We start from the raw sequence: 24,381 nt of genomic DNA on the forward strand, positions 1-24,381 counted from the left end.
CATAAGTACAAAAAAACATCATAATCTGCGCTTCAGAAAGTTCTCATCACTTTCATAAACACAACATTGATTCCAACCTTGCTCACGGCGTCAAGTTGCTCTCCCTTACCTTGGATGTATGCTGCCAGTTGAATTGAATGATAATCCATGGATTACTCAGGCCCGGTTCGGCGAACCGGGGTACGTACTGCGGTTCGCCGAACCGCTACCCATGAGTACAAAAAAACATCATAATCTGCACTTCAGAAAGGTCTCATCCCGCTCAAAAACACAACATTGATTCCAACCTTGTTCACGGCGTCAAGTTGCTCTCCCTTACCTTGGATGTATATTGCCAGCTGAATTGAATGATAATCCATGGATTATTCAGACCCGGCTCGGCGAGCCGGGGTACGAAGTCAAAGGTTTTCGTTTCTAACAGTTGCAATCAAAAATATTTAAGCTTATTTTTATCGACTTGTCAATTTTGCAAAACAAAAAAGAGAATCTCGTGAATACGATTAGTAACAAAACATTTACGGCAACACCGTCCACCATTGAGAAAAAATGGGTGCTCGTTGACGCTGAAGATCAGCCTCTTGGCCGGTTAAGCAGTAAAGTTGCCTCTATTTTACGCGGTAAGCACAAACCTGAGTTTACTCCTCATATGGATACAGGTGACAACGTTGTGGTTATCAACGCAGAAAAAGTGGCGCTTAGCGGAAAGAAAATGACTAATAAAGAATACTTCCGCCACACCGGTTACCCGGGCGGAGAAATCTTTACAACTGCAAGCGAAATGCTTGAAAAAGACCCTACCTCGCTGGTTCGGGTTGCAGTTAAAGGTATGCTGCCAAAAAATAAGCTTGGCAGACAAATTATGAAGAATATTCGAATTTTTGCCGGACCGGTTCATACACTTACCGCGCAAAAACCAGAAAAAATAGAGATCGACTAAACAGTTATCATGGCGAAAGAAAATTATATTGGACGAAGAAAAACTTCCACTGCACGCCTTTACATCAAGCCGGGCAGCGGTAATTTTATTGTTAATGGTCAGCCGATTGACGACTACCTGAGTACTCAGGCAAGAATCAATGTAGCCAAAATGCCACTCGACGTAACAGAACTCGAAGGTCAGTATGACTTTAAAGTTACTGTACGCGGCGGCGGTGTTACAGGTCAGGCCGGCGCAATATCTCTTGCACTTGCAAGAGCACTTGACGATCACCACGATGACGTTCACGACAAACTCAAAGAAATGAGCCTTTTGACACGTGACGATCGAATGGTTGAGCGCAAAAAGTACGGCCAGCCAAAAGCACGGAAGAAATTCCAGTTCAGTAAACGATAACAAGGTACATGGTGCAGGGCACAAGGCTCAGGTGGAAACCATTCCGTTTCTAAAAACCTGCCCTGTTCACTATTAGCAAGGTACAAGGTGCAGAATTTAAAATTCCCTGTACCCTGCACCTTGAACCCTGAGCCCTGAAATACACATACACAGCGACCTTTCGCCGAGTGTCACGCATCAGCGTGATTAGCGCATTGGGGATGACCTGTGTAGAGGACTAACTCAATACAAACATTTATATATTTATGCCTAAAGCAGCAACAGTAGAAGAACTATTAAAATCAGGTGCCCACTTCGGTCACCTTACCCGCCGATGGAATCCAAAGATGAAAGAATTCATCTTTATGCCCCGAAACGGCATCCACATCATTGATCTAAAAAAATCTCACAAATACCTGCAGGAAGCTCTCGACGAGGTTACAAAATTGGCAAGAGCAGGTAAAACCATCCTGTTTGTTGGTACAAAGAAGCAAGCACAGGAGATCGTAAAAACAGAAGCGATCCGCTGCGGCATGCCTTTCATCACACACAGATGGCTGGGTGGAATGCTTACTAACTTCAGCACGGTCCGCAAAAGCATCTCCCGAATGGAGGAGATTGAGCAGATGAAAAGCGACGGAACCTTTGAAGAGCTGACAAAAAAAGAAGGCCTGATGCTCGAACGGGAGCAGGAAAAACTTGAACAAACACTTGGCGGTATCGCAAATATGACCCGCCTGCCCGGTGCAATTTTTGTAATTGATACGATTAAGGAAAATATCGCGATGAATGAAGCTGTGAAGCTGAACATTCCGATTGTTGCCATGATCGACACTAACAGTGATCCGGACATCCCTGACCATATCATCCCTGCAAATGATGATTCTGCACGTACTCTCCAGCTTGTTACCGGCTTGATTGCCGATGCGATCATCGAAGGAAATGCTGAACGTGAAGCTCTCAAAGAAGAAGAGCTGATGGAAGAAGCTGCTCAGGAAGCACGATCTGAATCTTCAGCCGACGAATCTGATGAAGAATTGTCTGTGAAAGATGCTGCATCTCCTTCAAAACGACGTAAGCGAAGAAGACGCAAAGAAGATTCAGACTCCGATAAATCTGATCCAGAAAAAGACGCATCAGAAGAGCTTGAACCTCAGGATGCCGCCGAGAAGACGGAATCTAAGGAAAGCAGCGAGAGCGATGATTCACCTGCCGAAAGTGATGGCACTTCCAAAGAAAAAGAAACGAAATAACTTTAATAGAATTAACTTTCAAAACCGATGAGCATTAGTGCAAAAGATGTGAAATTGCTGCGCGACAAAACAGGCGCAGGCATGATGGACTGCAAAAAGGCCCTGAAAGAGTCTGACGGCGACATGGATAAGGCGATTGAATTTCTGAGAAAAAAAGGGCAGAAAGTATCTGAAAAACGCGCGGACCGTGAAGCTGACCAGGGATTAATTCTCTCTAAAATCAGCGATGATAAATCCAAAGCTGTTCTTCTTGAAATTAATTGCGAAACCGATTTCGTAGCACGAAATGAAGATTTTCAAAACCAGGCGGAAGCATTTATTGATGTCGCCTTCAACAGAGAAATCAAGACTGTAAAAGATCTCCTAAAAGAAGAACTTGATGGTGTTACCATAGAGAAGCACCTGGAATCCATGGTTGGAAAAATCGGCGAAAAAATTGAAATCAACCGCCTTGTTCTTGTCCAGACCGACGGCGCAATGGTTGATTACATTCACCCGGGCAATCAGCTTGGAGTTCTCGTTGAATTTGAAGGAGCCATTGACTCAGACGATATTGGCAAGGATGTAGCTATGCAAATTGCAGCTATGAATCCCCTTGCAGTTGTACGTGACGGAGTGGATACCTCAGTTGTTAAAAAAGAGCTTGAGATTGCCAAAGAGCAGCTGATCAACGAAGGAAAACCGGCTGAAATCGCAGAAAAAGCGGCAAAAGGTAAGCTTCGACGTTTTTACGAAGAACGCGTTCTGCTGGAGCAGAAATTTGTGAAAGACAACGGAATCTCTGTTAAAGAGTATCTGCAGCAAAACAATTCTCCGCTGGTCAAATCGTTCCATCGCCTCCAGCTTGGTGAATCGTAATTCACATTTCTGATATTTAAAGGCTGCCAATTTTGGCGGCCTTTTTTTTGACCTATAAATTTTTAAAGACATACATATCCCGTGGCAAATCAATATAAACGTATACTTTTAAAACTAAGCGGAGAAGCCCTTTTAGGAGAACAAGGGCACGGAATTGATGGCGATATTTTAAGCCTGTATGCAGATGAAATCAAATCAGTACACGAAGAAGGAATTGAAATTTCTGTAGTGATTGGCGGTGGTAATATTTTCAGAGGCGTAAAAGGTGCAACCCTTGGGATGGATCGGGTTCAGGGCGATTATATGGGTATGCTCGCCACAATGATTAATAGTATGGCACTCCAGGATGCCCTTGAAAGAAAGGGTGTGCACACAAGATTGATGAGCGCCATCCGCATGGAAGAGATTGCCGAACCCTACATCCGGAGGCGCGCTATCCGGCATCTTGAGAAAGGACGTGTTATCATATTTGGAGCCGGAACGGGGAACCCCTATTTCACAACCGATACCGCAGCCGCACTTCGTGCAATTGAAATTGAATCGGATGTGATCCTGAAAGGAACACGGGTTGACGGTATTTACGATTCTGACCCGGAAAAAAATAGTGGTGCCACTAAGTACGATATTATTTCAGGTGATAAAGTACTCGATCTTCGATTGGATGTCATGGACCTGACGGCATTTACATTATGCCGTGAAAATAAGACCCCCATTATCGTATTTGATATGAATGTACCCGATAACCTGAAAAAAGTAGTCTGTTCTGAGGAAGCGGTTGGTACGACCGTTGTTTGGGATGAGTCCGAGAATTCGTAAATTTCGGTTTGTGATTTTTTCCGCAACCAATTCACCTCTAACCACATAATTAAGGTTATATGATTCCTGAAGATCTTCAACTTATCATACAAACTGCCAAAGAGAGCATGACGGAAGCTGTTGCTTTTGCTAAGAAAGAGTTTTCGCATATCCGTGCAGGAAAAGCGAGTCCGTCGCTCCTCGATAACATCAAGGTTAACTATTTCGGGTCGCAAACACCGCTAAATCAGCTTGCCAATGTAAGCGCGCCGGAACCCCGGCTACTTACAGTTCAGCCGTACGATAAATCAATTTTAGAGGATATTGAAAAGGCGATTATGGCTGGTGGTCTCGGGCTGAATCCAAGCAATGATGGAAATACCATTCACATTCCGCTGCCGATTCTGTCTGAGGAACGCAGAAAAGAGCTTGTAAAACATGCCAAAGAGGTAGGTGAAAAAGCCCGCATCAGCATCCGAAACACCCGCAGGGATGCAAATGATGAGATTAAACAAACCGTAGAAAGCGAGTCATTACCGGAAGATAGCCGCTTTGAAGCAGAAGATGAGATTCAAACACTCACCGATTCTCACATTAAAAATGTGGATAAACTTCTTGAGAAGAAGGAAGAAGAAATTATGACGGTTTAACCCCCCCTTTTTCATTAATAAGCGGATACATATTCTGTTATCCGCTTATATTTTCGCTCACGTTCTGCCCATCAAAGATTTGCAGTAACCTCTTTCGCCCGTTTTAGATTTCTTCTGAATGTATATATCTGAACTTGAATTACATGGCTTTAAAAGTTTTGCCCACAAAACTCACGTAAAGTTCGACAGCGGCATCACCGCCATTGTCGGGCCGAATGGGTGTGGTAAATCGAATATTGTAGATGCCTTGCGCTGGGTACTGGGCGAACAGAGGCCTTCCCTGCTGCGCTCAAGCTCCATGAGTAATGTAATTTTCAACGGAACGGCCAAAAAGAAAGCGCTCGGGCTTGCCGATGTATCTCTTACTTTTGTAAACAATAAAGGCATTCTTCCATCTGAATACAGCGAGCTCACCATCACCCGAAGGCTCTATCGCTCCGGTGACAGTGAGTACCTCATCAACAATACTCCGTGCCGCCTGAAAGATATCATGGAGCTGTTTATGGATACCGGGATGAGCTCCGATGCCTATTCGGTGATTGAGCTGAAAATGGTGGAAGAGATTCTGAACGACAGAAATAACGACCGGCGCCGTTTATTTGAAGAAGCCGCCGGTGTGACGCGCTACAAAGATCAGCGAAAGCGAACCCTTCGAAAACTCGACCAAACCCTGAAGGATCTGCAGCGACTGGAGGATATCCTGGTTGAAGTGCGAAAAAAAGCGCGGTCACTCGAAATCCAGGCCGAAAAGGCAGCTAAAGCAAAAAAATATCAAAAAGAGCTTGTTCAGCTTGATAAGGGATACAACCGGCATCAGTTTCTTGCCGTTCAGGAGGAATTGAAGCCGCTTAAAGAGAGAATTGAAAACGCTGAAAAAGAGAAGCGTGAGATCTCGGAAAAGCTGAATCGTCTTGAAGAATCTGAAGAGAAAGCAGGCAACCGGCTGATTGATAAAGAGCGGGCGCAGGCCGAAGCACAACGTCGTGTGAGCCAGCTGCAGAACTCCATCAAAGAGATGGAGACAAACCTGAGGATTGTCCGTGAAAAGATTAAAAATGAACAGGGAGTTATATCGGGGCACGAAAATGATATCAAACAGACAAAAACGGACCTCGATGAACTGATTGATCTAAAACAAAACAACGAAAAGCAGTTAAACAATTTTGCCGATACCCAGGAACAGTCGGAACGCAGCCTGAAAGAATCCAAAGAAAAATTTAACGAGCTTCAGCAGCAGTATACGCAGATCCGTCACGAGTTGTATGAGCTTGAAATTGCCGTTGGGAATACAAACAAAAAACTTCGTGACCTACAGTCAGACCGCATCAAACTGGAATCGAAACTGGAGAACAGTGAAGATGACCGGATCCGGATCAACCGCGATATTGAAGATCTTGAAGACGAAATTGACAATGCGAAGGGTGAGCTGAACATCAGCACCAATAAACTGGAAAAAGTAAATCTGTCTCTCAGTGAAAAAGAGGAATACCTCCAACAGGTTACAAAAAAGCGCGAGCAGCTTGAAATAAAGCGGGAAAACCTGCGTGAAGCTATACGTTCGGAAAAAAGTAAAATGGAATCGGTAAAATCAGAAATTTCTCTGATGGAAAGCCTTTCTGAATCAAGTGAGGGACTGCCCGGTTCGGTAGCTTTTTTAATTGAAAACCATTCCGATCAATTCAATACCCTGCAGACGATTGGAAATCTGCTGCAGACGGATGAAGATAAAGCCGCCGCACTTGAAGCAGCTCTTGGGGATGCCATTCACTTCATTGTTGTAGATTCCATGCAGGATGCGGTCCGGGCTTCCGGAATTTTGAAAGAGAATAAAAAAGGACGCGCTACCTTTATTCCCCTTGCTGAACTTGCAGCTTCCTACGAAACTGCACCTGAATCGATCTTTCATCATATCCATACAGAAAATAAGTTTACCACTGTTGCTCAGCTGCTAACGGGATCCGTAATGCTGACAGACTCCATTGAAGAAGCCATTCCGCTGCCGGATCAAATAAGCAGTGCTGTAACTCCCGAGGGTGACCTCATTAATTCAAACCGTTTCTATAAAAGCGGAAGCCGGAATAAGCAAGCTGGAATCCGGCTCGGAATTAAAGATAAGCTTGATAAACTCTATACCCTTCTTGATGAGCACACCAAAACGTATGAAGACACGGAACTGCAACTTCAAAAAAATCAACAGCAATTAGAACAACTTAAGCCTGAAAATATCCGGCAATTATTAAAGGTGGCACAAAAAGAGGTTCGTAAGCTTGAACAGGAGATCAGCCGCTATCAATCGGGTATCCAGGTGTATCAAAAAAATATTAATGATCTGATCAACCGTAAAGAAAATATCTCTGAAAATGAGGATCGCGCGGCTGAACAGCTCGACAGCCTGCAGCCGGAGCAGAAGGAATTGCAGGAAAAAATAATTGAACTGACCGACCGTCAGAAAGAGAAAAAAGAATTAATGCAATCGCTGGAAGAAGAGCGTGCGATTGCACAAAATCGCTACAATGATGCCCAGTTAAAGCATCAGGATGTAAAGAACCGTGCACAAAACCTGGAAAAAGAGATTGAACGGGCTGAGCGGGGTATTGAATCGATGAAAAGCCGGCTCGAGTCGCGAAAAGAGATGATGACAGAGAGTGCCGAAAAAATTGAAAAATATAAAGATTCAATCGAACAGACGGAGCTCCAGCTTGAACGGTCGCAGCAGGAAAAACTGGTGGCGGATGAGAAACTCAGTGAAGCGGAGAAAGCCGCAGCCAAACAGCGTGGAGAAATCAAAGAAATTAATGACTCGCTGAAAGAACTTCGCCGTAAAAAAGAGGTCAACACCGAGCTGGTTCATCACCTTACGATGGCAAAGGAGAAATTTGAGATGCAGGCTCAGTCGCTATCGGACCACGTCTGGGAAACGTATGGAGTTCTGATGGATCAGCTTACAGAAGAGCTTCCGGGTGATATGTCGGCTGATGAAGCGAAAAATGAAATCAGCCGCCTCAAGCAACGTCTCAACAGAATCGGTGAGGTTAACCACCTTGCTATTGATGAATATGAGGAGGAGAAAGAACGTCTTGATTTTTATGAAGAGCAGATTGATGATCTGCAGAATGCCGAAAAAGAGATGCGCGAGACGATTGATGAGATCAATCAAACCGCAACCGAGCGATTTAATAAAACGTTTGAGCAGATCCGGGTGAATTTTCAGTCAGTCTTTCACACGCTTTTTGAAGAAGACGACAACTGCGACCTGCTGATTGAAAAGGATGTAGAGGATCCGCTTGAGGCGAAAATTGAAATCATAGCGAACCCGCGTGGAAAGCGTCCTTCGAGTATCAACCAGCTATCCGGCGGTGAAAAAACGCTGACCGCCATTGCGCTTCTATTCGCCATCTACCTGGTAAAACCGTCACCATTCTGTGTTCTTGATGAGGTTGACGCCCCGCTGGATGATGCAAATATTGAACGATTTGCATCCATGATCCGCTCATTTAGTAAAGAAACGCAGTTCATCATCATCACGCATAACAAAAAAACAATGTCGAAAGCGGAGATGATGTACGGTGTAACCATGCCCGAAACCGGTGTTAGCCGACTGGTGGGAGTTCGGCTGGATGAAGTAGCCCAGGCATAATACGAACTATTTTGAAGTAAATTCCCTGATGTTTCTATCATTCCGAAGAATGTTGGGATCGGGCAAACTGTTTATATCCCATTGCAATCGTTAAATCACAAGCTCTTATTATGGTAGTCCGAAACCTTGTTCTGTTTTCCATTTTCTTAGCTGCTCTTCTTGCACTGGTTTCATGCGCCACAACAGATTCCACTGTAATCGATTCCAATCAGGGGACAGTAACCGTCAGTTCAATCTATATTGAACAGGATGGAATGGTGCCTGCAACATTTGCCGCAGGTGCTGGCGGACTCAGTATCGAATACCCCGATGCTTGTTATAATGAAGGTATTGAAGGCGTGGTACTGATCCATCTGGATATCCGCAACGACGGCGAGCTGATCAATGCGCAAATTGAGGACGGTATTGGCAGCAGTTGTGATGAAGCGGCCATCGAAATGATTGAGGAGCAGAGCTTCAATCCTGCTATGGATATGGGTGGAGAATCCGTTACAGCACGTCATCTTGTTCAGATAACATTCAGCCAGGCTGAGTAACCTAACGATTACTCCACACCATATCTTGCCAGTTCCGCTTCTGCAGCAATAAACCCGAATGCAGGCCAGTTTCCGTCGTTGTAGATTTGCTGCCAGATCTCCAAAGCACGATCTTCGCGTCCATTTATGTAATGCCAGTTCCCGATTCCATATCCGAGGGTGGCATTCTGTAAGGCATCATCCGATGCTTCCATCAGCCGCTGGGCACTAAATTGCCCGTTGAATACCAGCAGCAGATTCAGATACGCTTCATTTTCGATCACCTCAATTTCAGGTGTGATATCTGCAATCACCTCACCGGCCCGTTCGTCATTTCCATTTCGTTTCAGGGCCATATAGTACCAGTAGAGCGTAGCGATCCGCATATCTTCAGTCAGATCCAGAGAGAGCGCATTTTCGTATGATTCAATTGCGGCCTGATAATTCGCCTGCAGATAATGTACGAGCCCCAGATGATACCACACATTTGATTTCAGTGTGCTGGTAGGCTGATTCAACTCGTTAGGCAGCCCGTCCGGCTCTACGGTATCTTCCATATTTCGCATGAGCAACGCGGCCTGTTCAAAATCCTTAATTGCGTGATTGAACATACGAAGTGTGAGATAGCGATGCCCTCTGTGGCGATACATTCTTGGATCATCAGGATGTTTAAACACTCCTTCTGTAAAAATTTCCACCGCATCACGATACTGACCAAGATAGGCTGTTCTTCTGCCGAGCCAAATCACATTGTCGGGTTCTTCCGGATCTCTGCGGTATTCCAACATCGCCTCTCTGAGGTTTTCGCTGTACTCCTCTTCAACATCCGCGGGAAGTTCAGGTGTGTAGAGCGTATCTCCAAGCAGCGAAAATGTTTGTGCACCCTGAGGCAGTGGCGGCAAATCACCTGAACCATTACAAGCAGCGAATAAAAAAGTTATAACGATGACAAAAAGGAAACCTGTTTTATCAATTTTCATAAACTGTAGTGTTTGTTTAAAGTCAATTTCGATCGGCTCAGAGAAGTTCGTAAAATACCGTTTGATGATTAATGTCGTGTCATTGATAAGGTTTTAGAAAATTAAAACTGAACATCCAGTTCTACTTCTTCTCCATCACGATTTACAATAATCGTCAGTTCATCCCCGCGGCGGAATTCACCCAAACTTTCCATATAATCGTAAATATCCTCAATTTCGATACCTCCCATTCGCACGATAACATCTCCCGCCTGCATGCCGGCTTGCTCGGCCGGTTCTCCTTCACGTACCGCTGACACACGAAACCCGGTACCTGAAAATGAATAATCGGGTGTCACTCCGAGAGTCGGGCCTTCAAAATCAAATGTGGACTCTCTCGGGTCGGTCGATTCATGGAAAGTCAGTTCATCACGGTTCATTTGGTCCAGTAATTCGATCAGGATTGACGCATGATTCATCACTTTTTCAATTCCTGCATAATTGATTTTATTCGCTGTATCGGAGGAGCGGTGATAATCTGTATGCGTTCCGGTGTGATAGTGGAGAACAGGTATACCGGCTTCGTAGAAGGATGCATGGTCACTGGCGCCGGTTCCGGCAGGAGTGCGGGTGATGTTCAGCGAATCCGAATCTATATCCTGCAGAATATCATTCCATTGTTCGGCCGTACCGGTACCGAAAATTGTCAGCTCATTACCCTCCATCCTGCCGATCATATCAAAATTGATCATGGCAAGCACATTTTCCGGTTCAATTTCCATCTGTTCAACAAAAAAACCGGATCCCAGCAACCCCATCTCCTCTCCTGAAAACGCTACAAAAATCATATCTTTATCCGGAGTATTATCAGAAAAATAACCGGCCAGCCATAAAAGTCCTGCAGTTCCAGATGCGTTATCATCTGCACCGGGATGTATCACCCGTTCATCACCGGTCTCCATAGATATCATACCTCCCCTGCCCTGAGAATCGTAATGAGCTCCAATTACGATGACTTCGTCGCTCTCTCCCCTGCCCTCAATTTTTGCAACTACATTTCGGGCGATATGATTCTCCATCTGCATCGCCTGTGGAATGGGGCCTTCCAAAACAAATTGCTGGAAATAGGTGCCTTCATCTCCGGCAGGAATTAAACCGTGCTGAAGAAACTGATCGGCAATGTAGTTTGCAGCCGTTGCCTCACCGGCTGATCCCGCCAGCCGCCCTTCCAGTTCGTCTGATGTTAGCCATTCAACGTGCTCCCGGATTGAAACATCGTGCTCACCCGACGGTGCCGGTTCACTACATCCGTAAATAATAAAAAGTATCAGGGTGATAATGCCCAATGACGATAACTGACCAGAAATATAATTCATTGCGAAATATTTAAAGATTTTTCCCTCATAAAATACACTATAAATTCTTCTTTGACAGGCATGATTTTATGTGTTTAGCCAATAAACCTGAGCCCGGCAGGGGTGACATTATTACAAGTATCACCGCAGTGGCGCGGGGTCGCTGGGAGAAGAGATTTTCGGTGTCAATGTCCCGTTTTATCTGCCTCTCACTCTTACAAGCCTCTTCGTATATATAAATAACTCGGCGCCACTGTGTCACCGCGGTTCATTTTTTCCCTGATACAAAAAAGAAATCCGCCTTGATGCCGAGCTGAATCCCTCTTACCTTTTGTGTTCAATCTTATAAGGTTGGGGGTGTCCCGATAAAAAATCGGGACTGAGATCATACCCTGTGAACCTGAACCGGATCATACCGGCGTAGGGAAACCGAGATCTGCAGCAGGAACAATTTCCGTTTCAAATGTTGTACCCCCTCCTTCAATCGAATCATAATTGATGGAGGCATCATGATTAAATATACAATTCTACTTTTCGGACTGATTTTTTCAGTCCACTCACTCCAGGCGCAAACCATAGACGGCCGTGTTTTAGACAGCTCATCCCAGGCTCCGCTTCAAGGCGCCAGTGTTATTGAAACCGGAACCACAAACGGCACATCAACCAATACAAACGGAGAGTTTTCTCTCACTCTATCTGATGAAAGCGACCAAATCACTGTTCGTTATGTTGGATATCAATCTCAAACGATCACGATCTCCGGAAATGAAGATCAACTGGAAATATTGTTGCAGCGGCAGGCTGTTTCCGGTGGCGAAGTATTTGTGAACGCCCTTCGGGTTGATGATTCCACTCCCATAGCTTACAGCAATATTTCGCGCGCTGATATTGAATCGCGAAACCTGGGGCAGGATATTCCATTTTTAGTAAAGACCTCTCCTTCGGTCGTGTCCACATCGGATGCAGGAGCAGGAATAGGTTACACCGGGCTGCGTATTCGCGGTGTAGATCCGGGACGGATAAATGTTACAATTAACGGAATTCCGGTGAATGATGCAGAATCACACGGCGTATTTTGGGTGAACATGCCGGACCTGGCTTCATCAACCCAAAATATTCAAATTCAGCGCGGTGTAGGAACATCCACACAAGGAGCCGGAGCTTTTGGCGGATCTATGAATTTGCAGACTGCTTTGATGAGGAACGAGCCCTATGGAGAGATTAACACGAGCGTGGGATCATTTGGAACGCAAAAGTTTAATGTTCAGCTCGGGTCAGGAATCATGGATAACAACTGGCAATTTGAAGGACGCTTTTCGAAAATCGACTCCGACGGTTATGTCGATCGCGCCAGCTCTGATTTGCAATCCTATTATTTTGCAGCGGCACGGCATGGTGACAGAAGCCTCTTAAAGGCTGATGTATTCTCCGGCAGTGAAGTAACCTACCAGGCATGGAACGGCGTTCCTGAACCCATTTTGGATAATGACGCCGATCAGCTGGAGCACTACATCAACACCCTGTTTTTAGACCAGGAATCGGCCGATCATTTACGGGATAACCTGGGGAATCGTCAGTTTAACGAGTTCACCTACCAAAACCAGGTGGATGATTATCAGCAAGACCACTACCAGCTCCACTACTCCTACCAGCTGACAGACAGCTGGATCGCAAACGCATCTCTCCACTACACATACGGACGTGGATATTTTGAGCAGTTTCGTCGGGATGATAATCTCAGTAGCTACAACATCAGCCCGATAGAAATTGGGGCTGAAACGATTACCCGAAGTGATTTGGTGAGACAGCGCTGGCTGGATAATCACTTTTACGGCACTGTTTTATCTACCGAATACACAGAGGATGATAGCTGGACCCTCACTCTTGGTGGCGGCTACAATGAATATGACGGCGACCATTTTGGAGAAGTTGTTTGGGCCCGATTTGCCGGCGATAGTGATCTGGGCGATCGATATTACGACAACAACGGTTTCAAAACAGATTTCAACGTATACGGTAAACTGAATTACTACCTCACGTCTGATTTGAATCTCTTTACGGATCTGCAGTATCGGGCAGTCACGTACCGGTTTTTAGGACTTCGGGTTGATGGACCGACCGGAGATATTGAAGATGTAACCCAGCGAGACAAGATCAACTTTTTTAATCCTAAAGCCGGGCTTGTGTATCGGTTTGCAGATGGACACCGGACTTTTGCTTCGTTCAGCGTAGGTGGCAAAGAACCAACCCGCCGCGACTATGTGGATTCAAGTGTTGACAGCCGCCCCGATCCCGAAATTCTATACAATTACGAAGCGGGGTACAGCGGCACGTTCAACCGGATCGACCTTGGGGTAAACCTCTACTATATGCAGTACAAAGATCAGCTTGTGCTGACCGGTGCCGTAAATGATGTTGGCGGATATGTTCGGGAAAATGTTCCTGATAGCTACCGTGCAGGAATTGAACTTGAAGCTGGGATTCGTATTTCAGATCAGTTTTTATGGAATGGAAATGCCACGTTCAGCCACAATAAAATAGATGAATATGTGCGTTTTCTTGATGATTACGATCAGGGTGGCCAGCAGACAGAAACTTTCGAAAATACGGACATCGCATTTTCACCCGGAGTGATCGCAAATTCTGTTTTCGCTCACCGTGCCGGTGGATTAACCACTGAGTGGGTCTCCCAATTTGTGGGGCAGCAGTTCCTGGATAACACGCAAACCGAGAGCCGATCGATCGATTCGTACTGGGTAAATGATCTTCGATTCAGTTACGAATTTTCAAATCTGCCTTATGTAAAAGGCGTTAACGCCACACTGCAAATCAACAATGTGCTGAATGAAAAATATGCATCCAATGGCTATACCTTTGGGTACATTTTGGGTGGTGAGCAACATTATAACTATTACTACCCACAAGCGGGAAGGAATTTCCTAACAAGTTTGCAGGTTCGGTTTTAAGACTCAGATGAACAGACATAGCAAAATCCTTGCTATTTCTTGATTTTTTTGAAAGTGAGTCTTCTCGGTTCAGCGAACCGAGTTACATAGAATCCCGGTGCTTTAGAAGCACCGGGATTTTATTATGTCAATTTCTATTTTCGCCTAAATCATAACTACCGATATTCTCTCATATAACGCAATAGAATCTTTGCGCCATTTCGTCTAATCTTTAGATCTCGACCTCATCACCGGACGGGCTGTTGGCTGATATCGTTACGGTCATGATTGTATGCTTTGATCCCGCTTCTTCCGTGGCGCGTAACACTTTCTCCAATCCGCTGAACACATCCTGTGCTGATCCGGCAAGAATTGTTTCGTAATGTGTGGGTGTAACCTCTACCCCGTGCTTTTTCATCGCCTCAATCTGCTCGTAGATCAGGTCCATATAGTTGCCGCCGCCCATGGGATAGAGCGCAAATTTGGCCGTTACGTCCTTTTTAATGGAAGAGATTGAATTATGGTTCATCGGCTTTTCATCTTTGGCCATATAGCTGTGGCCTGCCGTATCGCCCGGACATCCAACAGAAAATGTGGCGCTGTAGACCGTATGAACTCCTGTTTTGGCAATATGCAAGAATACAGCCTGGCTCACATCAAAAATATGGGGAATTCGGCCCCTTGCAATGGTACTCACTTTATCTGTTTTCATCCACACTTTTGAGCTGTCTGTAGCTTTCAATGCATCCAGAATAAGATTCGAAAACCTGTCGCTCATCGGGTAAACGGAAAAGCTGCACCCCGCAATTCGTTGTTCTTCGCTTGTATTGGCAGACATAATAAATCGGATTTAGGTTTTGACTGATAATGAAAATTCAAAGTGCTCCTGTTCAACCTCCAAACAGGAGCACTTCGAAGACGCCTCTCTAATAATCAGAACCGAATCGTGAGTTCGGCAAACAGATGTCTCGGCGGCTGGACAATATATCCCGGTGAATCAAAAGTACCGTCAAAATTTGTATCCACAGGAGCCCCGTTTGTATAATAAAGCTCATCGAATACATTATGTAATTTTATTGATGCCGAGATGTTCCGGCTGATTGTCGCATCCACTCCAAAATTTGTTATAAACGAGGAAGGAAGCGTAAGATCGTCGCGGTTTGTCAGCTCCAGGTACGCCTCCCCAATGTACCGCCCGGTGAGCGAAACGTTGAGAAAATCGTAAAACATATAGTTGATGGTACCGTTTGCAAGCCACTCCGGACTGAGGATCGACTGCCTGTCGGTGAATACCTGGCCAGAACCCCCGGGTGAAAATTCGCTGATCCGGGTTTGCATCCAAGTTGCGTTTCCGGAAAGCGACAGACGGTTCATCGGCATCCAGAGCCACTCTGCTTCAATTCCGGCCCTGTAGCTCTCATCAATATTTTCGCGAAGCTGGATAAATCCTTCCGGGATAAAATCGCCGGTTGGTGAGATTTCGTTTTCAAACTGCATGTAGAATCCATTCAGTTTTCCGGATAAACTCGCGGATCGAAACCGCACTCCCCCTTCCACGTTGTTCACATATTCAGCCCTTACCGAGCTTCTGTCACTTACAACATCCAGATTGCCCGGGTTGATGTTTGTGGCTCCCAGAATATCCTGGCGGGTCGGTTCGCGTCCGCTTCTTCCAAACGATCCGTAGATATCAAACCGGTCGGTTACAAACCAAGTTACGCCCGCTTTGGGATTTAAAAACGTCCATTGTCTTACCGGAACGTCAATCGTAGAAGCAGCTACTCCTCCATTGACCAGAAACTGTGTGTCGGGGTTTAACTCCAGCCAGACGGACCGCAGCTGCAGATCACCGTACAGTTCAACATCACCCATCCGGTAACTTGCTTTGGCAAAAGCACTGAGTTCATCTTTTTGAGATTGGTCGGAATAGAAAAGATCTGCGCTTTCCGGGTTGAAGGTCTCTTCATTCACGCGATCAAACCGATAGGCGTGTATGCCGCCAGAAAGTTCAAAACGATCTCCATCCGTATACTGCAAGGAGGAAAGCAGTCCATAGTGGTCGTTAAACAGGCTGAAAACCTGCTGTACAAATTCCCCGTCATCCCCGGGAAATCCTACGGGAAAATCTCCGCCGGCCCCGCCGTAGTAAAGGGATGATGCAAGCGAGAGCCGATCGCTAAAGCTTCGCCCGTACTGGAACTGCAGAAACTGCTGACCAAAATTATCTTCGTCATGCACGGAAATCGTATTCGCCCTCGGGTTCTCTCGAATCAACTGAATTGGAACCGGATCGTAAGCCAGCTCATTAAACGTGTATCCCGTAAAAGCAGTGACTTTGAAAATATTAGTACTTCCAAAATAACCGCCTGACAGAAAAAAAGATCTCGATTCGGTGCCAGAGTGATTTCGGTAGCCGTCTGATTCGGTCTGGGTAAAGCGGGTCTGCAGCCCAAAATTATTGATGGAACCGGTGTTAACCTCCGTACTCAGCCGATAGGAATTGAATGCGCCGCCGGTGAGTTTAACTTCACCTGACGGATCATCCATCGTGATATTTTTTGACTCAAAATTTACGGAACCTGCGTAGGATGCCGTTCCATTCGTGCTGGTTCCTACGCCGCGCTGCACCTGAACCGACTGAATACTGTTACCAAAATCGTTGAAATTTGAAAAGAAAACGCCCTGATCAATCATATCGTTGAGCGGAATTCCGTTTAGCGTCATGTTGATCCGGGTTTGATCCATTCCCCGAAGACGCATGTACCCGTAGTTGGCAAAACGTGTGCCTGAATCGGAATGCGTAAGGATAGAAGGAGTAAATCTTTCAAGAGTGTAGATGGGATCCTGCCCCACATTATCCTGTTCCAGCCGCGCTCTTTCCACGGTTGTCTGCGTAAATGGTGCGCGTTCACTCACGCGCACACCCTCCACAAAAATTTCGTCACCCCAGACTGCACCCTGCTGAAGATAAATTTCGAGCGGCTGACCGGGAGTTTCGATCTGTAAACGTGAGGGTTGATAACCTACAAACCGAACTTCAATAGCTTGCTCGGCTGTTGAGAGTAATTCAAGACGAAATTCCCCTTCGCTGTTGGTTACAGTTCCGTTCTGTGTGTGCAGCTGTGTAACGGTTGCGCCGGGTATCGGCTCACCTGAATCTGAATCGTACACGGTTCCTGTTGCCACCTGGGCTGATAATTGGGTTGCAGCCGAACATAATAGCAGTACAAAAACAGTGAGTAACTTTGTTGCTTGCATTGTAATCCTTTAAAAAATACTTAGGTTTACGGCAGGAGCAACTTGAATGACGGGCAAGTTTGAACAGGTTCTAATTCAATGAAACCCATTCGCACGGTTTCCCTTCGCCGGAATTACCCGGTTCAGGTTCATGGGGTATGATCTCAGCCCTTTAACAAGCACCCCCAACCTTAATTGGTTGAATGAAGCAATTAAACTACCGGTAAATAAAATAAGTTCAAAGTGATTCACAACATTATTGCTGCATGTTGATATTAACATTATCATAGGTATGTGTTATTACCAGACCTTATTTGAGCTCTTATGAAACGATTTCTTTCTATTTATTTTGTTATGATGATCTCACTGCTTCCTCTCCATCTGGTGGCACAAATTTCGCCGGAAGAAGTTACTGTAGATTCTACAAAAGCCATTGTACTTACCTTAACCGATGGCAGCCAGCTCCAGGGAGAAATTCTTTCGGTAACCGACACTGAACTTGAGCTGCAAAAACAGGCAGGACGTATTTTTGTTCGGCTTGATAGAATCGAGGTCATACATACTGCTGATCCCGATGCTCCACTCCGCAGATGGTTTAAGAACCCGAACACGAGCCGGCTTTTTGTATCTCCTACGGCACGCCCCCTCCAAAAAGGCCAGGGATACTATCAGAATGTCTATATTTTTATTTCCGGATTATCTTACGGTATTACGGATAACTTTTCGGTTACAGGCGGCATCAGCATGCTGCCCGGAGTACGAATTTCCAATCAGCTCTTTTTTGGTGGGGCACGGTTTGGCGGTGCTGTGAGTGAAAACCACTATTTTTCTGCAGGAGCCGTTGCCGCGACAGCCGGCGGAGCTGACTCAGCGCTCTACATCGGGTTTGGCAACTACACTTACGCACATAGCCGGGGAAGTTTTACAACCGGGATTACCACTTTCTCCGTGATGGATGATGTTGGGGCTTATTCCATACTTTTAGGAATGGATTACAGGTTCTCACAGCGAATTGCATTCGTAACTGAAAACCATGTTTTCCCGCAGGAGAGTGCAACGGTGTTGTCCTACGGTCTGCGCTTTATGGGTGAGCAGATGAGCGTTGACCTGGCATTTCTGCAACCGGGAGCGGGAATTAATGTAGGTTTCGGAATTCCTTTTCTCGATTTCGTATTCAATTTCTGATCCGGAAAACTAACGCCGGTTTCTGTTTCGATACACCCCTGTTGTCACAAGTGTGGAAATCTTCAGCCCCGGATAACGGCTTTTCGCCATTCTTGTGAACCTGAATTCTATTTAAGAGGGCATGTTGCAACAAGATTCTATTTATCGTATAATTACGATTAATGAAATCTTAATTATACCCTCCGATATGCTAACACTCAAAGAGTTAAAGAATACACTTCTGGAAACGGAACAGATCACTCTCCTTCAGCCGGACGGCACCCCGGTCCCACACCATTTTCACATTACTGAGGCGGGTTTGGCAACCAAACATTTTATAGATTGTGGCGGTACCCTTCGAAAAGATGAGTCCTTAACGATGCAGGTTTGGGTTGCAAATGATACGCATCACAGACTGACTCCCTCCACTCTGCTGAAAATCCTCGATAAAGCTGCTCCTTTACTCAACAGTGATGAAATTCCAGTAGAGATTGAATATCAATCTGAATCGAATACCATCGGGAAATACCGTCTCGGTTTTAATGGAGATGCATTTCAACTGATTCCCACCCAAACTGAGTGCCTCGCTTTGGATCAATGCGGAATGGATGTGTTGAAGAAGAAAGCCGGCCAGGTTATTTCTGCTACAGGCAACGGATGTGAACCAAACAGCGGCTGCTGCTGATTTATTTGATGATGAAATTGGAGAGGGAGCTTACAAAGCTATACTCGTGAAAGGTGCCGATTGTGAATCAACCCAAACGGGTTCAAAATTCATGGGAGATGCCACGCCAAGGCGTGGCATGACCTTAATATTATTCGTTTTTCAAAACCTCCCACTGATGCCACACAGGTATTAAATCAATCGTTTACCGGTTCAATCTGTACGGCAACTTTGGTTTCATCCCAATGGATAATCATGTCACCTGAATCTTCCGAAATATTTTCGAAGTAGATCATCATCTGCTCCATGAAATGCGACTCTTGCGCATCCACTTCTACGCGCAGCAGATCTTCACTCTCATCATATTCGGTTCCCCATGAAAGTTTATTATTGATGATGATGGTCCAGCTATCCTCGCCGGGAATGGTATAGAGTGAATAGGTTCCGGCTTCGATATGTTCTCCTTCAAACAAAACATCATCGGAAAAAGTAATCGCGGTGGATTCATTTGCGCCGGTTCTCCACACCTGGTTTAGCGGTACCAGACCACCAAAAATTGCCCGGTCTCTCACGCCTGGCCTGCCGTACGTTAAAGAGACTTCTGTCAGCCCTATAGTCTGACTCACCGCCGCATTGGGACTCGCCCAAACTCTGTCTGTTGTCCTCTCCTGAGCGTTCAGTTCAAAAACTGAAAAGAGTGCGGTACAAAGTGCAATTGATAAAACAGCCGTAATTTTCTTCATGATATTGTTTGATTAGTTTTTTTGGATTGAATTGAGTTTAATTTGCTTCCTGCAGAAGATGCGGGAAGTCTTTCTTGAATTTCGCAATTTTTGGCGCAATTACAACCGAGCAGTACCCGGCATTCGGATTGTTATTAAAATAATTTTGGTGGTAATCTTCCGCAACACTATAATTTGAGAGCGGTGTAATTTCCGTCACGATAGAATCGTCCCACAAATCAGATTTATCTGTTTTTTTGAGTGAATTCTCAGCGATCATTTTCTGATCATCATTATGGAAAAAAATAGCGGAACGATACTGCGGTCCCACATCATTGCCCTGACGGTTCAGAGTCGTAGGATCGTGTGTATGCCAGAATACTTCCAGTAATTCTTCAAAACTTATCTCTTCGGGATTGTAGGTGACCCTTGCAACTTCAGCATGACCAGTATTGCCGCGTACCACTTGTTCGTATGTTGGGTTTTGAACATGCCCACCGGCATACCCCGATTCCACTGCGATAACGCCATTCACACGCTGATAAATTGCTTCTACACACCAGAAGCATCCCGCACCAAAAGTGGCTACTTCCGTGTCATCTCCTGTCTCATCGCCATAGTTTTGTACTGTCATTGTAATACCAAAAAAGATTAGTAATAAGATCCATTTCATTGCAGAACCTATTTAGTTTGTGTTCGCTGCTATCAAACATCAGTATACAAAGAATCGTGCCATAATTGGGTTCGTTTTTTGGATGATCTATCGTCAGGCAGATAAATTTCGATTCTGCAGAAATTCTGCATAAACAAACTTCTTCATAAACAAATTAGTGTCAAGTCAATTTTGATTTTTCGGTTTAATACAATACCCTCATCCGCTGACTCCACGTCATCGGATGAGTGGGTAGGAGTAAGATATTACTCTATAAGTTTATGCACTGGATCATGTAAAGTCCGGACAATTCACCGGATGAAGCGAATTCATCCGGTGAAGATTTGCACCAATCATACCCGTCGATACATAATTGACACGACACTATAATCTCCAGTAAAGTTTGTGGGTGAAAAATTCTTATGCTTTTTATGAAGGCTCCCGGTCATGTGGCATCACCCATCCTGGTTCGGAATGTTAAACTCAGCCAGTGATATACTGTTGATTTATGCGAAGGCGGGTGATCGCGGAACAAAGTCGGCGATGACGTCTCAAAGGAGTTTGTAGCTGTTACACCTTCTGGTCTTTTCGGTTCAGCGAACCGGGTTACGTAGGAATAAGATTGTGTACCTGTTATGACTTCCGAGCTTCTCGGTTCGGCGAACCGAGGTACGTAGAAATTCTGTATAAACGTCCTATAATAAACCAGCTGCTACAAGGCTGCTTAAGATACATCAAAACGGCCATATCAGCGGTATAAAAATGGTAGCTAATACCCAGAAAAGTAAATTTAACGGTACTCCGATTTTGAAAAAGTCAATCACTTCATAACGGCCCGGACCATAAATCATAGTGTTGGTTTGATAGCCAAAGGGTGTAATCAGGCTCAGGGATGCTGCAAAGGTTACCGCATACAAAAAAGGTTCCGGTGCAACCTCCATTGTTTCCGCTGCTTTTATTGCGATAGGTGCAAGCAGTGCCGCAGAAGCGTTGTTTGACATCACAGCTGTAATAATCAGAGTAAAAAAGAAAAAACCAGACATCAGCACCGTCGGTCCAAAGCCGGCAAGCAAATCGATCATACCTCCGGCCATCAGTTCAGCGGTTCCTGTTTTATCCATAGCTGTACCCAGCGGAAGAACTCCGGCTAACAGCATTACCACTTTCCAGTTCACCGCGTCATACGCCTCATTTGTTTTCAGGCAGCCGGTTAAAACCATCAAAACGACACCGGCTATAGCGCTGATTACAATCGATGTAAATCCAAGAGCGGCAACCAGCACTACCCCGGCAATAATAGAGATTGAAATTGCGGTTTTATCTTCCCGGTGTGATAAAATATCGGGTTCTGATACCATCAGCAGTGATGGGGATGACTCAATCTCGGCAAGACGTTCTGAATTCATTGAAAGCAGAAGTGAGTCACCACCGGACAATCTCCGTTCGGCCAGGTCATCGTGTTTCAGTTCTCCTCTGTGACGAATAGCAAGCGGAACTGCACCCAGCTTTTCGTAAAAATCGAAATCACCCCAACGGGCTCCTTCAAGTGCAGATTCAGGTGCAACCACGGCTTCCACCACTGCGTCGCGTCCGTGTTCAAGATCCACATCAAACCACTCATGTTCGGGACGTAGTGTGACATCTTCCCTGTTGAGCAGCTTCTTGATTTCATCTGCATTACCCCGTATCCGAAGAATATCACCCTCCTCCAGGATAACGGTACCTCTCTGGGCTGACTGGTTGACGCTCGGCTTAAATACCCGAATGACATCAAGGTCAAGCTGGCTGGTTAACTTTTTATGATCCAGCGTTTTCCCAATCAGCTGCGAACCGGGATTGATCACGATATCCGTAAGGTACTCCTGCATATCAAACCCTTTCGTAAGATCTTCCTCTTTTCGCCGGTCCGGAATCATCTTCATCCCAAAGGTGAACAGAAACAGAAGTCCCGATGCCAAAAAAATGAGCCCCATACCAGTAAACTCAAACATCCCGATAGCGTCCATTCCTCTCTCAACAGCAATAGAACTCACCAGGATATTCGTAGATGTTCCGATGAGGGTACAAACCCCGCCAAACATACCGGCAAATGAGAGTGGAATCAACAGCTTGGACGGGCTTACACCAACACGCGATGAGATGGTCATCATCACGGGAATAAAGATTGCAACGGCTGCCGTATTATTGATGAATGCTGATATTACCCCAATAAAAATCAGCAGTGAAAGAAACCAGTAGGCGAAATTTTCCTGCATTCGGGAAGAGAAAAAATCACCGGCACTGTTTAAAATACCGGTTCGCCTGACTCCCTCACTTAAAATAAACATCGCCGCAACCGTTACCGTAGCCGGGTTACTGAATCCGGACAATCCCTCTCTTGGCGTAAGAATGCCTGTAATGAGCAGGCTAACCATTACAATAATTGCAACCAAATCGTAACTTACATAGTCGGTAACGAAAAGAATCGTCGCAGCTACAATCAGTAGAAGAACAAAGGCGATTTCGAAAGTCATCTGTCCATTTTCAGTGTTGACAATCAACACCTTAATGAAAATCTTACATGATGGAATTGCAAATTTTTATTCAAAAAAAAGCCCGTCAATCTTTAACTGACGGGCGGTAGAATAGCTTGCTTCTTTTTACCGGTTTTCGGTTAGTTCATTTTCAGTACAACCCGAAACCTCGCTTCATTATTGATCATCCGAGCGTACGCTTCTCCTGCCTGATCGAGGGAGTACGTTTCAATCATGGGTTTTGTGCCGGTCATGGCACTGAAGTTCAGTGTATCTTCCGAATCTTTTGCTGTTCCGCTTGGCCAGCCGCTGATTTGTTTTCGGCCCATGATGAGAGTCAGCGGGGAGACTTCGAACGTTTCACCAGTTGCTGCTAAAACCAACAGATTTCCCTCTACTCCAAGTCCGCCGGCTATCTCCCCGATGATTTCGGTATTTGGCGCTGTTGCAATGATCACCCTTGCTCCGCCAAGTGCCTGCAATTCTTCCACAGCATTCTGTTTTTTTGCATTGATAAAATGGTGCGCTCCCAGATTTTTCGCCAGCTTTTCTTTGTCGTCGCTTGTGGAAATCGCTGCGGTTTTGAATCCCATTTTTGCTGCGTACTGCACAGCAAGGTGCCCCAATCCACCAATTCCCTGAACGGCTACCAGGTCACCCGCCTGTGCCCCTGTATTTTTGAGCGAATTAAACGTGGTGATGCCTGCGCAAAGCAGCGGGGCGGCATCTTCTGAACGTAATTCGTCGGGAACAGCGGCAACTGCCTCTTCAGGTGCAGTCATATAATCTGCGTATCCGCCGTCATAGCTGATTCCCGCTACTTTACCATTTTCGCAGTTGATGAAATCTCCGCTGCGGCATGGGTTACAGGTAAAACAGTGACCTCCGTGCCAGCCGACTCCTACCCTGTCCCCTTTATTCCACCTCGTTACGCTTTCCCCCACTTCCTCAACAATTCCTACTACCTCATGCCCTGGAACCCTCGGGTACTCAATTCCGGGAAACAAACCATCTTTTACCATGGCATCACTATGGCAAATTCCGCAAGCCTCCACTTTTATCAATACTTCGCGACTGCCCGGTTCCGGTACAGGTATGTCTACAATCTGAAATTCTCCGCCTGCTTCTTTTATTTGTGCAGCTTTCATCA

Annotated in this window: 19 protein-coding genes and 2 riboswitches; of the genes, 11 read left to right on the forward strand and 8 right to left on the reverse strand. The window is 45.5% G+C overall.

The annotated features are described in order from the left end of the window. Positions 1-490 precede the first annotated feature (490 nt). The 8 genes from rplM to DYD21_RS16100 all read left to right on the forward strand — a co-directional run bounded on the left by rplM (position 491) and on the right by DYD21_RS16100 (position 9,041). Entirely contained in the window at positions 491-937 is a 447-nt protein-coding gene (gene rplM / locus DYD21_RS16065) for a 50S ribosomal protein L13 (protein WP_116038075.1), read from the forward strand. 9 nt (positions 938-946) lie between these two features. Further along, positions 947-1,333, forward strand: a complete 387-nt coding sequence (gene rpsI / locus DYD21_RS16070) for a 30S ribosomal protein S9 (protein WP_116038019.1) — start codon at positions 947-949, stop codon at positions 1,331-1,333. Positions 1,334-1,578: 245 nt separating this feature from the next. Continuing rightward, positions 1,579-2,565: a 30S ribosomal protein S2 gene (gene rpsB, locus DYD21_RS16075; RefSeq protein ID WP_116038020.1), complete on the forward strand. Its 987-nt coding sequence runs from the start codon at positions 1,579-1,581 to the stop codon at positions 2,563-2,565. A 27-nt stretch (positions 2,566-2,592) separates the two neighbouring features. Then, positions 2,593-3,423, forward strand: coding sequence for a translation elongation factor Ts (gene tsf, locus DYD21_RS16080; protein WP_116038021.1), 831 nt, complete (start codon positions 2,593-2,595; stop codon positions 3,421-3,423). Positions 3,424-3,504: 81 nt separating this feature from the next. Continuing rightward, positions 3,505-4,239, forward strand: a complete 735-nt coding sequence (gene pyrH / locus DYD21_RS16085; RefSeq protein WP_116038022.1) for a UMP kinase — start codon at positions 3,505-3,507, stop codon at positions 4,237-4,239. A 62-nt stretch (positions 4,240-4,301) separates the two neighbouring features. Next, positions 4,302-4,868 (forward strand): ribosome recycling factor, encoded by a 567-nt coding sequence (gene frr, locus DYD21_RS16090; RefSeq protein ID WP_348636195.1) that lies wholly within the window; start codon positions 4,302-4,304, stop codon positions 4,866-4,868. Between the two features lie 118 nt (positions 4,869-4,986). Beyond that, the gene (smc, locus tag DYD21_RS16095) at positions 4,987-8,505 is read left to right on the forward strand and encodes a chromosome segregation protein SMC (RefSeq protein WP_116038024.1); all 3,519 of its coding nucleotides are present in this window, start codon (positions 4,987-4,989) and stop codon (positions 8,503-8,505) included. Between the two features lie 110 nt (positions 8,506-8,615). Then, positions 8,616-9,041, forward strand: a complete 426-nt coding sequence (locus tag DYD21_RS16100) for an energy transducer TonB (protein ID WP_116038025.1) — start codon at positions 8,616-8,618, stop codon at positions 9,039-9,041. A gap of 8 nt (positions 9,042-9,049) precedes the next feature. Here the strand turns inward: DYD21_RS16100 and DYD21_RS16105 are convergent, their stop codons facing one another. Then, entirely contained in the window at positions 9,050-10,000 is a 951-nt protein-coding gene (locus tag DYD21_RS16105; RefSeq protein ID WP_116038026.1) for a tetratricopeptide repeat protein, read from the reverse strand. A gap of 101 nt (positions 10,001-10,101) precedes the next feature. After that, entirely contained in the window at positions 10,102-11,355 is a 1,254-nt protein-coding gene (locus DYD21_RS16110; protein WP_116038027.1) for a M28 family peptidase, read from the reverse strand. 322 nt (positions 11,356-11,677) lie between these two features. Next, a riboswitch (TPP riboswitch) is annotated at positions 11,678-11,778 on the forward strand. Between the two features lie 65 nt (positions 11,779-11,843). Here DYD21_RS16110 and DYD21_RS16115 point away from each other — a divergent pair. Beyond that, positions 11,844-14,300: a TonB-dependent receptor domain-containing protein gene (locus tag DYD21_RS16115; protein WP_116038028.1), complete on the forward strand. Its 2,457-nt coding sequence runs from the start codon at positions 11,844-11,846 to the stop codon at positions 14,298-14,300. A 211-nt stretch (positions 14,301-14,511) separates the two neighbouring features. Here the strand turns inward: DYD21_RS16115 and DYD21_RS16120 are convergent, their stop codons facing one another. Together DYD21_RS16120 and DYD21_RS16125 are read right to left on the reverse strand one after the other, a co-directional pair. Then, positions 14,512-15,117, reverse strand: a complete 606-nt coding sequence (locus DYD21_RS16120; protein WP_116038029.1) for a YkoF family thiamine/hydroxymethylpyrimidine-binding protein — start codon at positions 15,115-15,117, stop codon at positions 14,512-14,514. A 95-nt stretch (positions 15,118-15,212) separates the two neighbouring features. Next, a complete protein-coding gene (locus DYD21_RS16125; protein ID WP_116038030.1) occupies positions 15,213-17,537 on the reverse strand; it encodes a TonB-dependent receptor in 2,325 nt (774 codons plus the stop codon). A gap of 82 nt (positions 17,538-17,619) precedes the next feature. Continuing rightward, positions 17,620-17,713, reverse strand: a riboswitch (TPP riboswitch). A 127-nt stretch (positions 17,714-17,840) separates the two neighbouring features. On the opposite strand from DYD21_RS16125, the gene DYD21_RS16130 reads away from it, so the two are divergent. Both DYD21_RS16130 and DYD21_RS16135 read left to right on the forward strand, forming a co-directional pair. Next, a complete protein-coding gene (locus tag DYD21_RS16130; protein WP_147303620.1) occupies positions 17,841-18,701 on the forward strand; it encodes a hypothetical protein in 861 nt (286 codons plus the stop codon). 187 nt (positions 18,702-18,888) lie between these two features. Then, positions 18,889-19,365 (forward strand): DUF6428 family protein, encoded by a 477-nt coding sequence (locus DYD21_RS16135; RefSeq protein ID WP_199535571.1) that lies wholly within the window; start codon positions 18,889-18,891, stop codon positions 19,363-19,365. Between the two features lie 176 nt (positions 19,366-19,541). Here the strand turns inward: DYD21_RS16135 and DYD21_RS16140 are convergent, their stop codons facing one another. The 4 genes from DYD21_RS16140 to DYD21_RS16155 form a co-directional block, all read right to left on the reverse strand. After that, complete coding sequence (locus DYD21_RS16140) at positions 19,542-20,087, reverse strand: DUF2911 domain-containing protein (protein WP_116038032.1); 546 nt, start codon at positions 20,085-20,087, stop codon at positions 19,542-19,544. 37 nt (positions 20,088-20,124) lie between these two features. Beyond that, positions 20,125-20,700 (reverse strand): peptide-methionine (S)-S-oxide reductase MsrA, encoded by a 576-nt coding sequence (msrA, locus tag DYD21_RS16145; protein WP_233505566.1) that lies wholly within the window; start codon positions 20,698-20,700, stop codon positions 20,125-20,127. Between the two features lie 752 nt (positions 20,701-21,452). After that, the gene (locus tag DYD21_RS16150; protein ID WP_116038034.1) at positions 21,453-23,231 is read right to left on the reverse strand and encodes an SLC13 family permease; all 1,779 of its coding nucleotides are present in this window, start codon (positions 23,229-23,231) and stop codon (positions 21,453-21,455) included. A 140-nt stretch (positions 23,232-23,371) separates the two neighbouring features. Beyond that, on the reverse strand, positions 23,372-24,379 hold the full coding sequence (locus DYD21_RS16155; protein ID WP_116038077.1) for an alcohol dehydrogenase: 1,008 nt from the start codon (positions 24,377-24,379) through the stop codon (positions 23,372-23,374). Positions 24,380-24,381: the final 2 nt, after the last annotated feature.

Source organism: Rhodohalobacter sp. SW132 (assembly GCF_003390325.1).
GTDB lineage: Bacteria > Bacteroidota > Rhodothermia > Balneolales > Balneolaceae > SW132.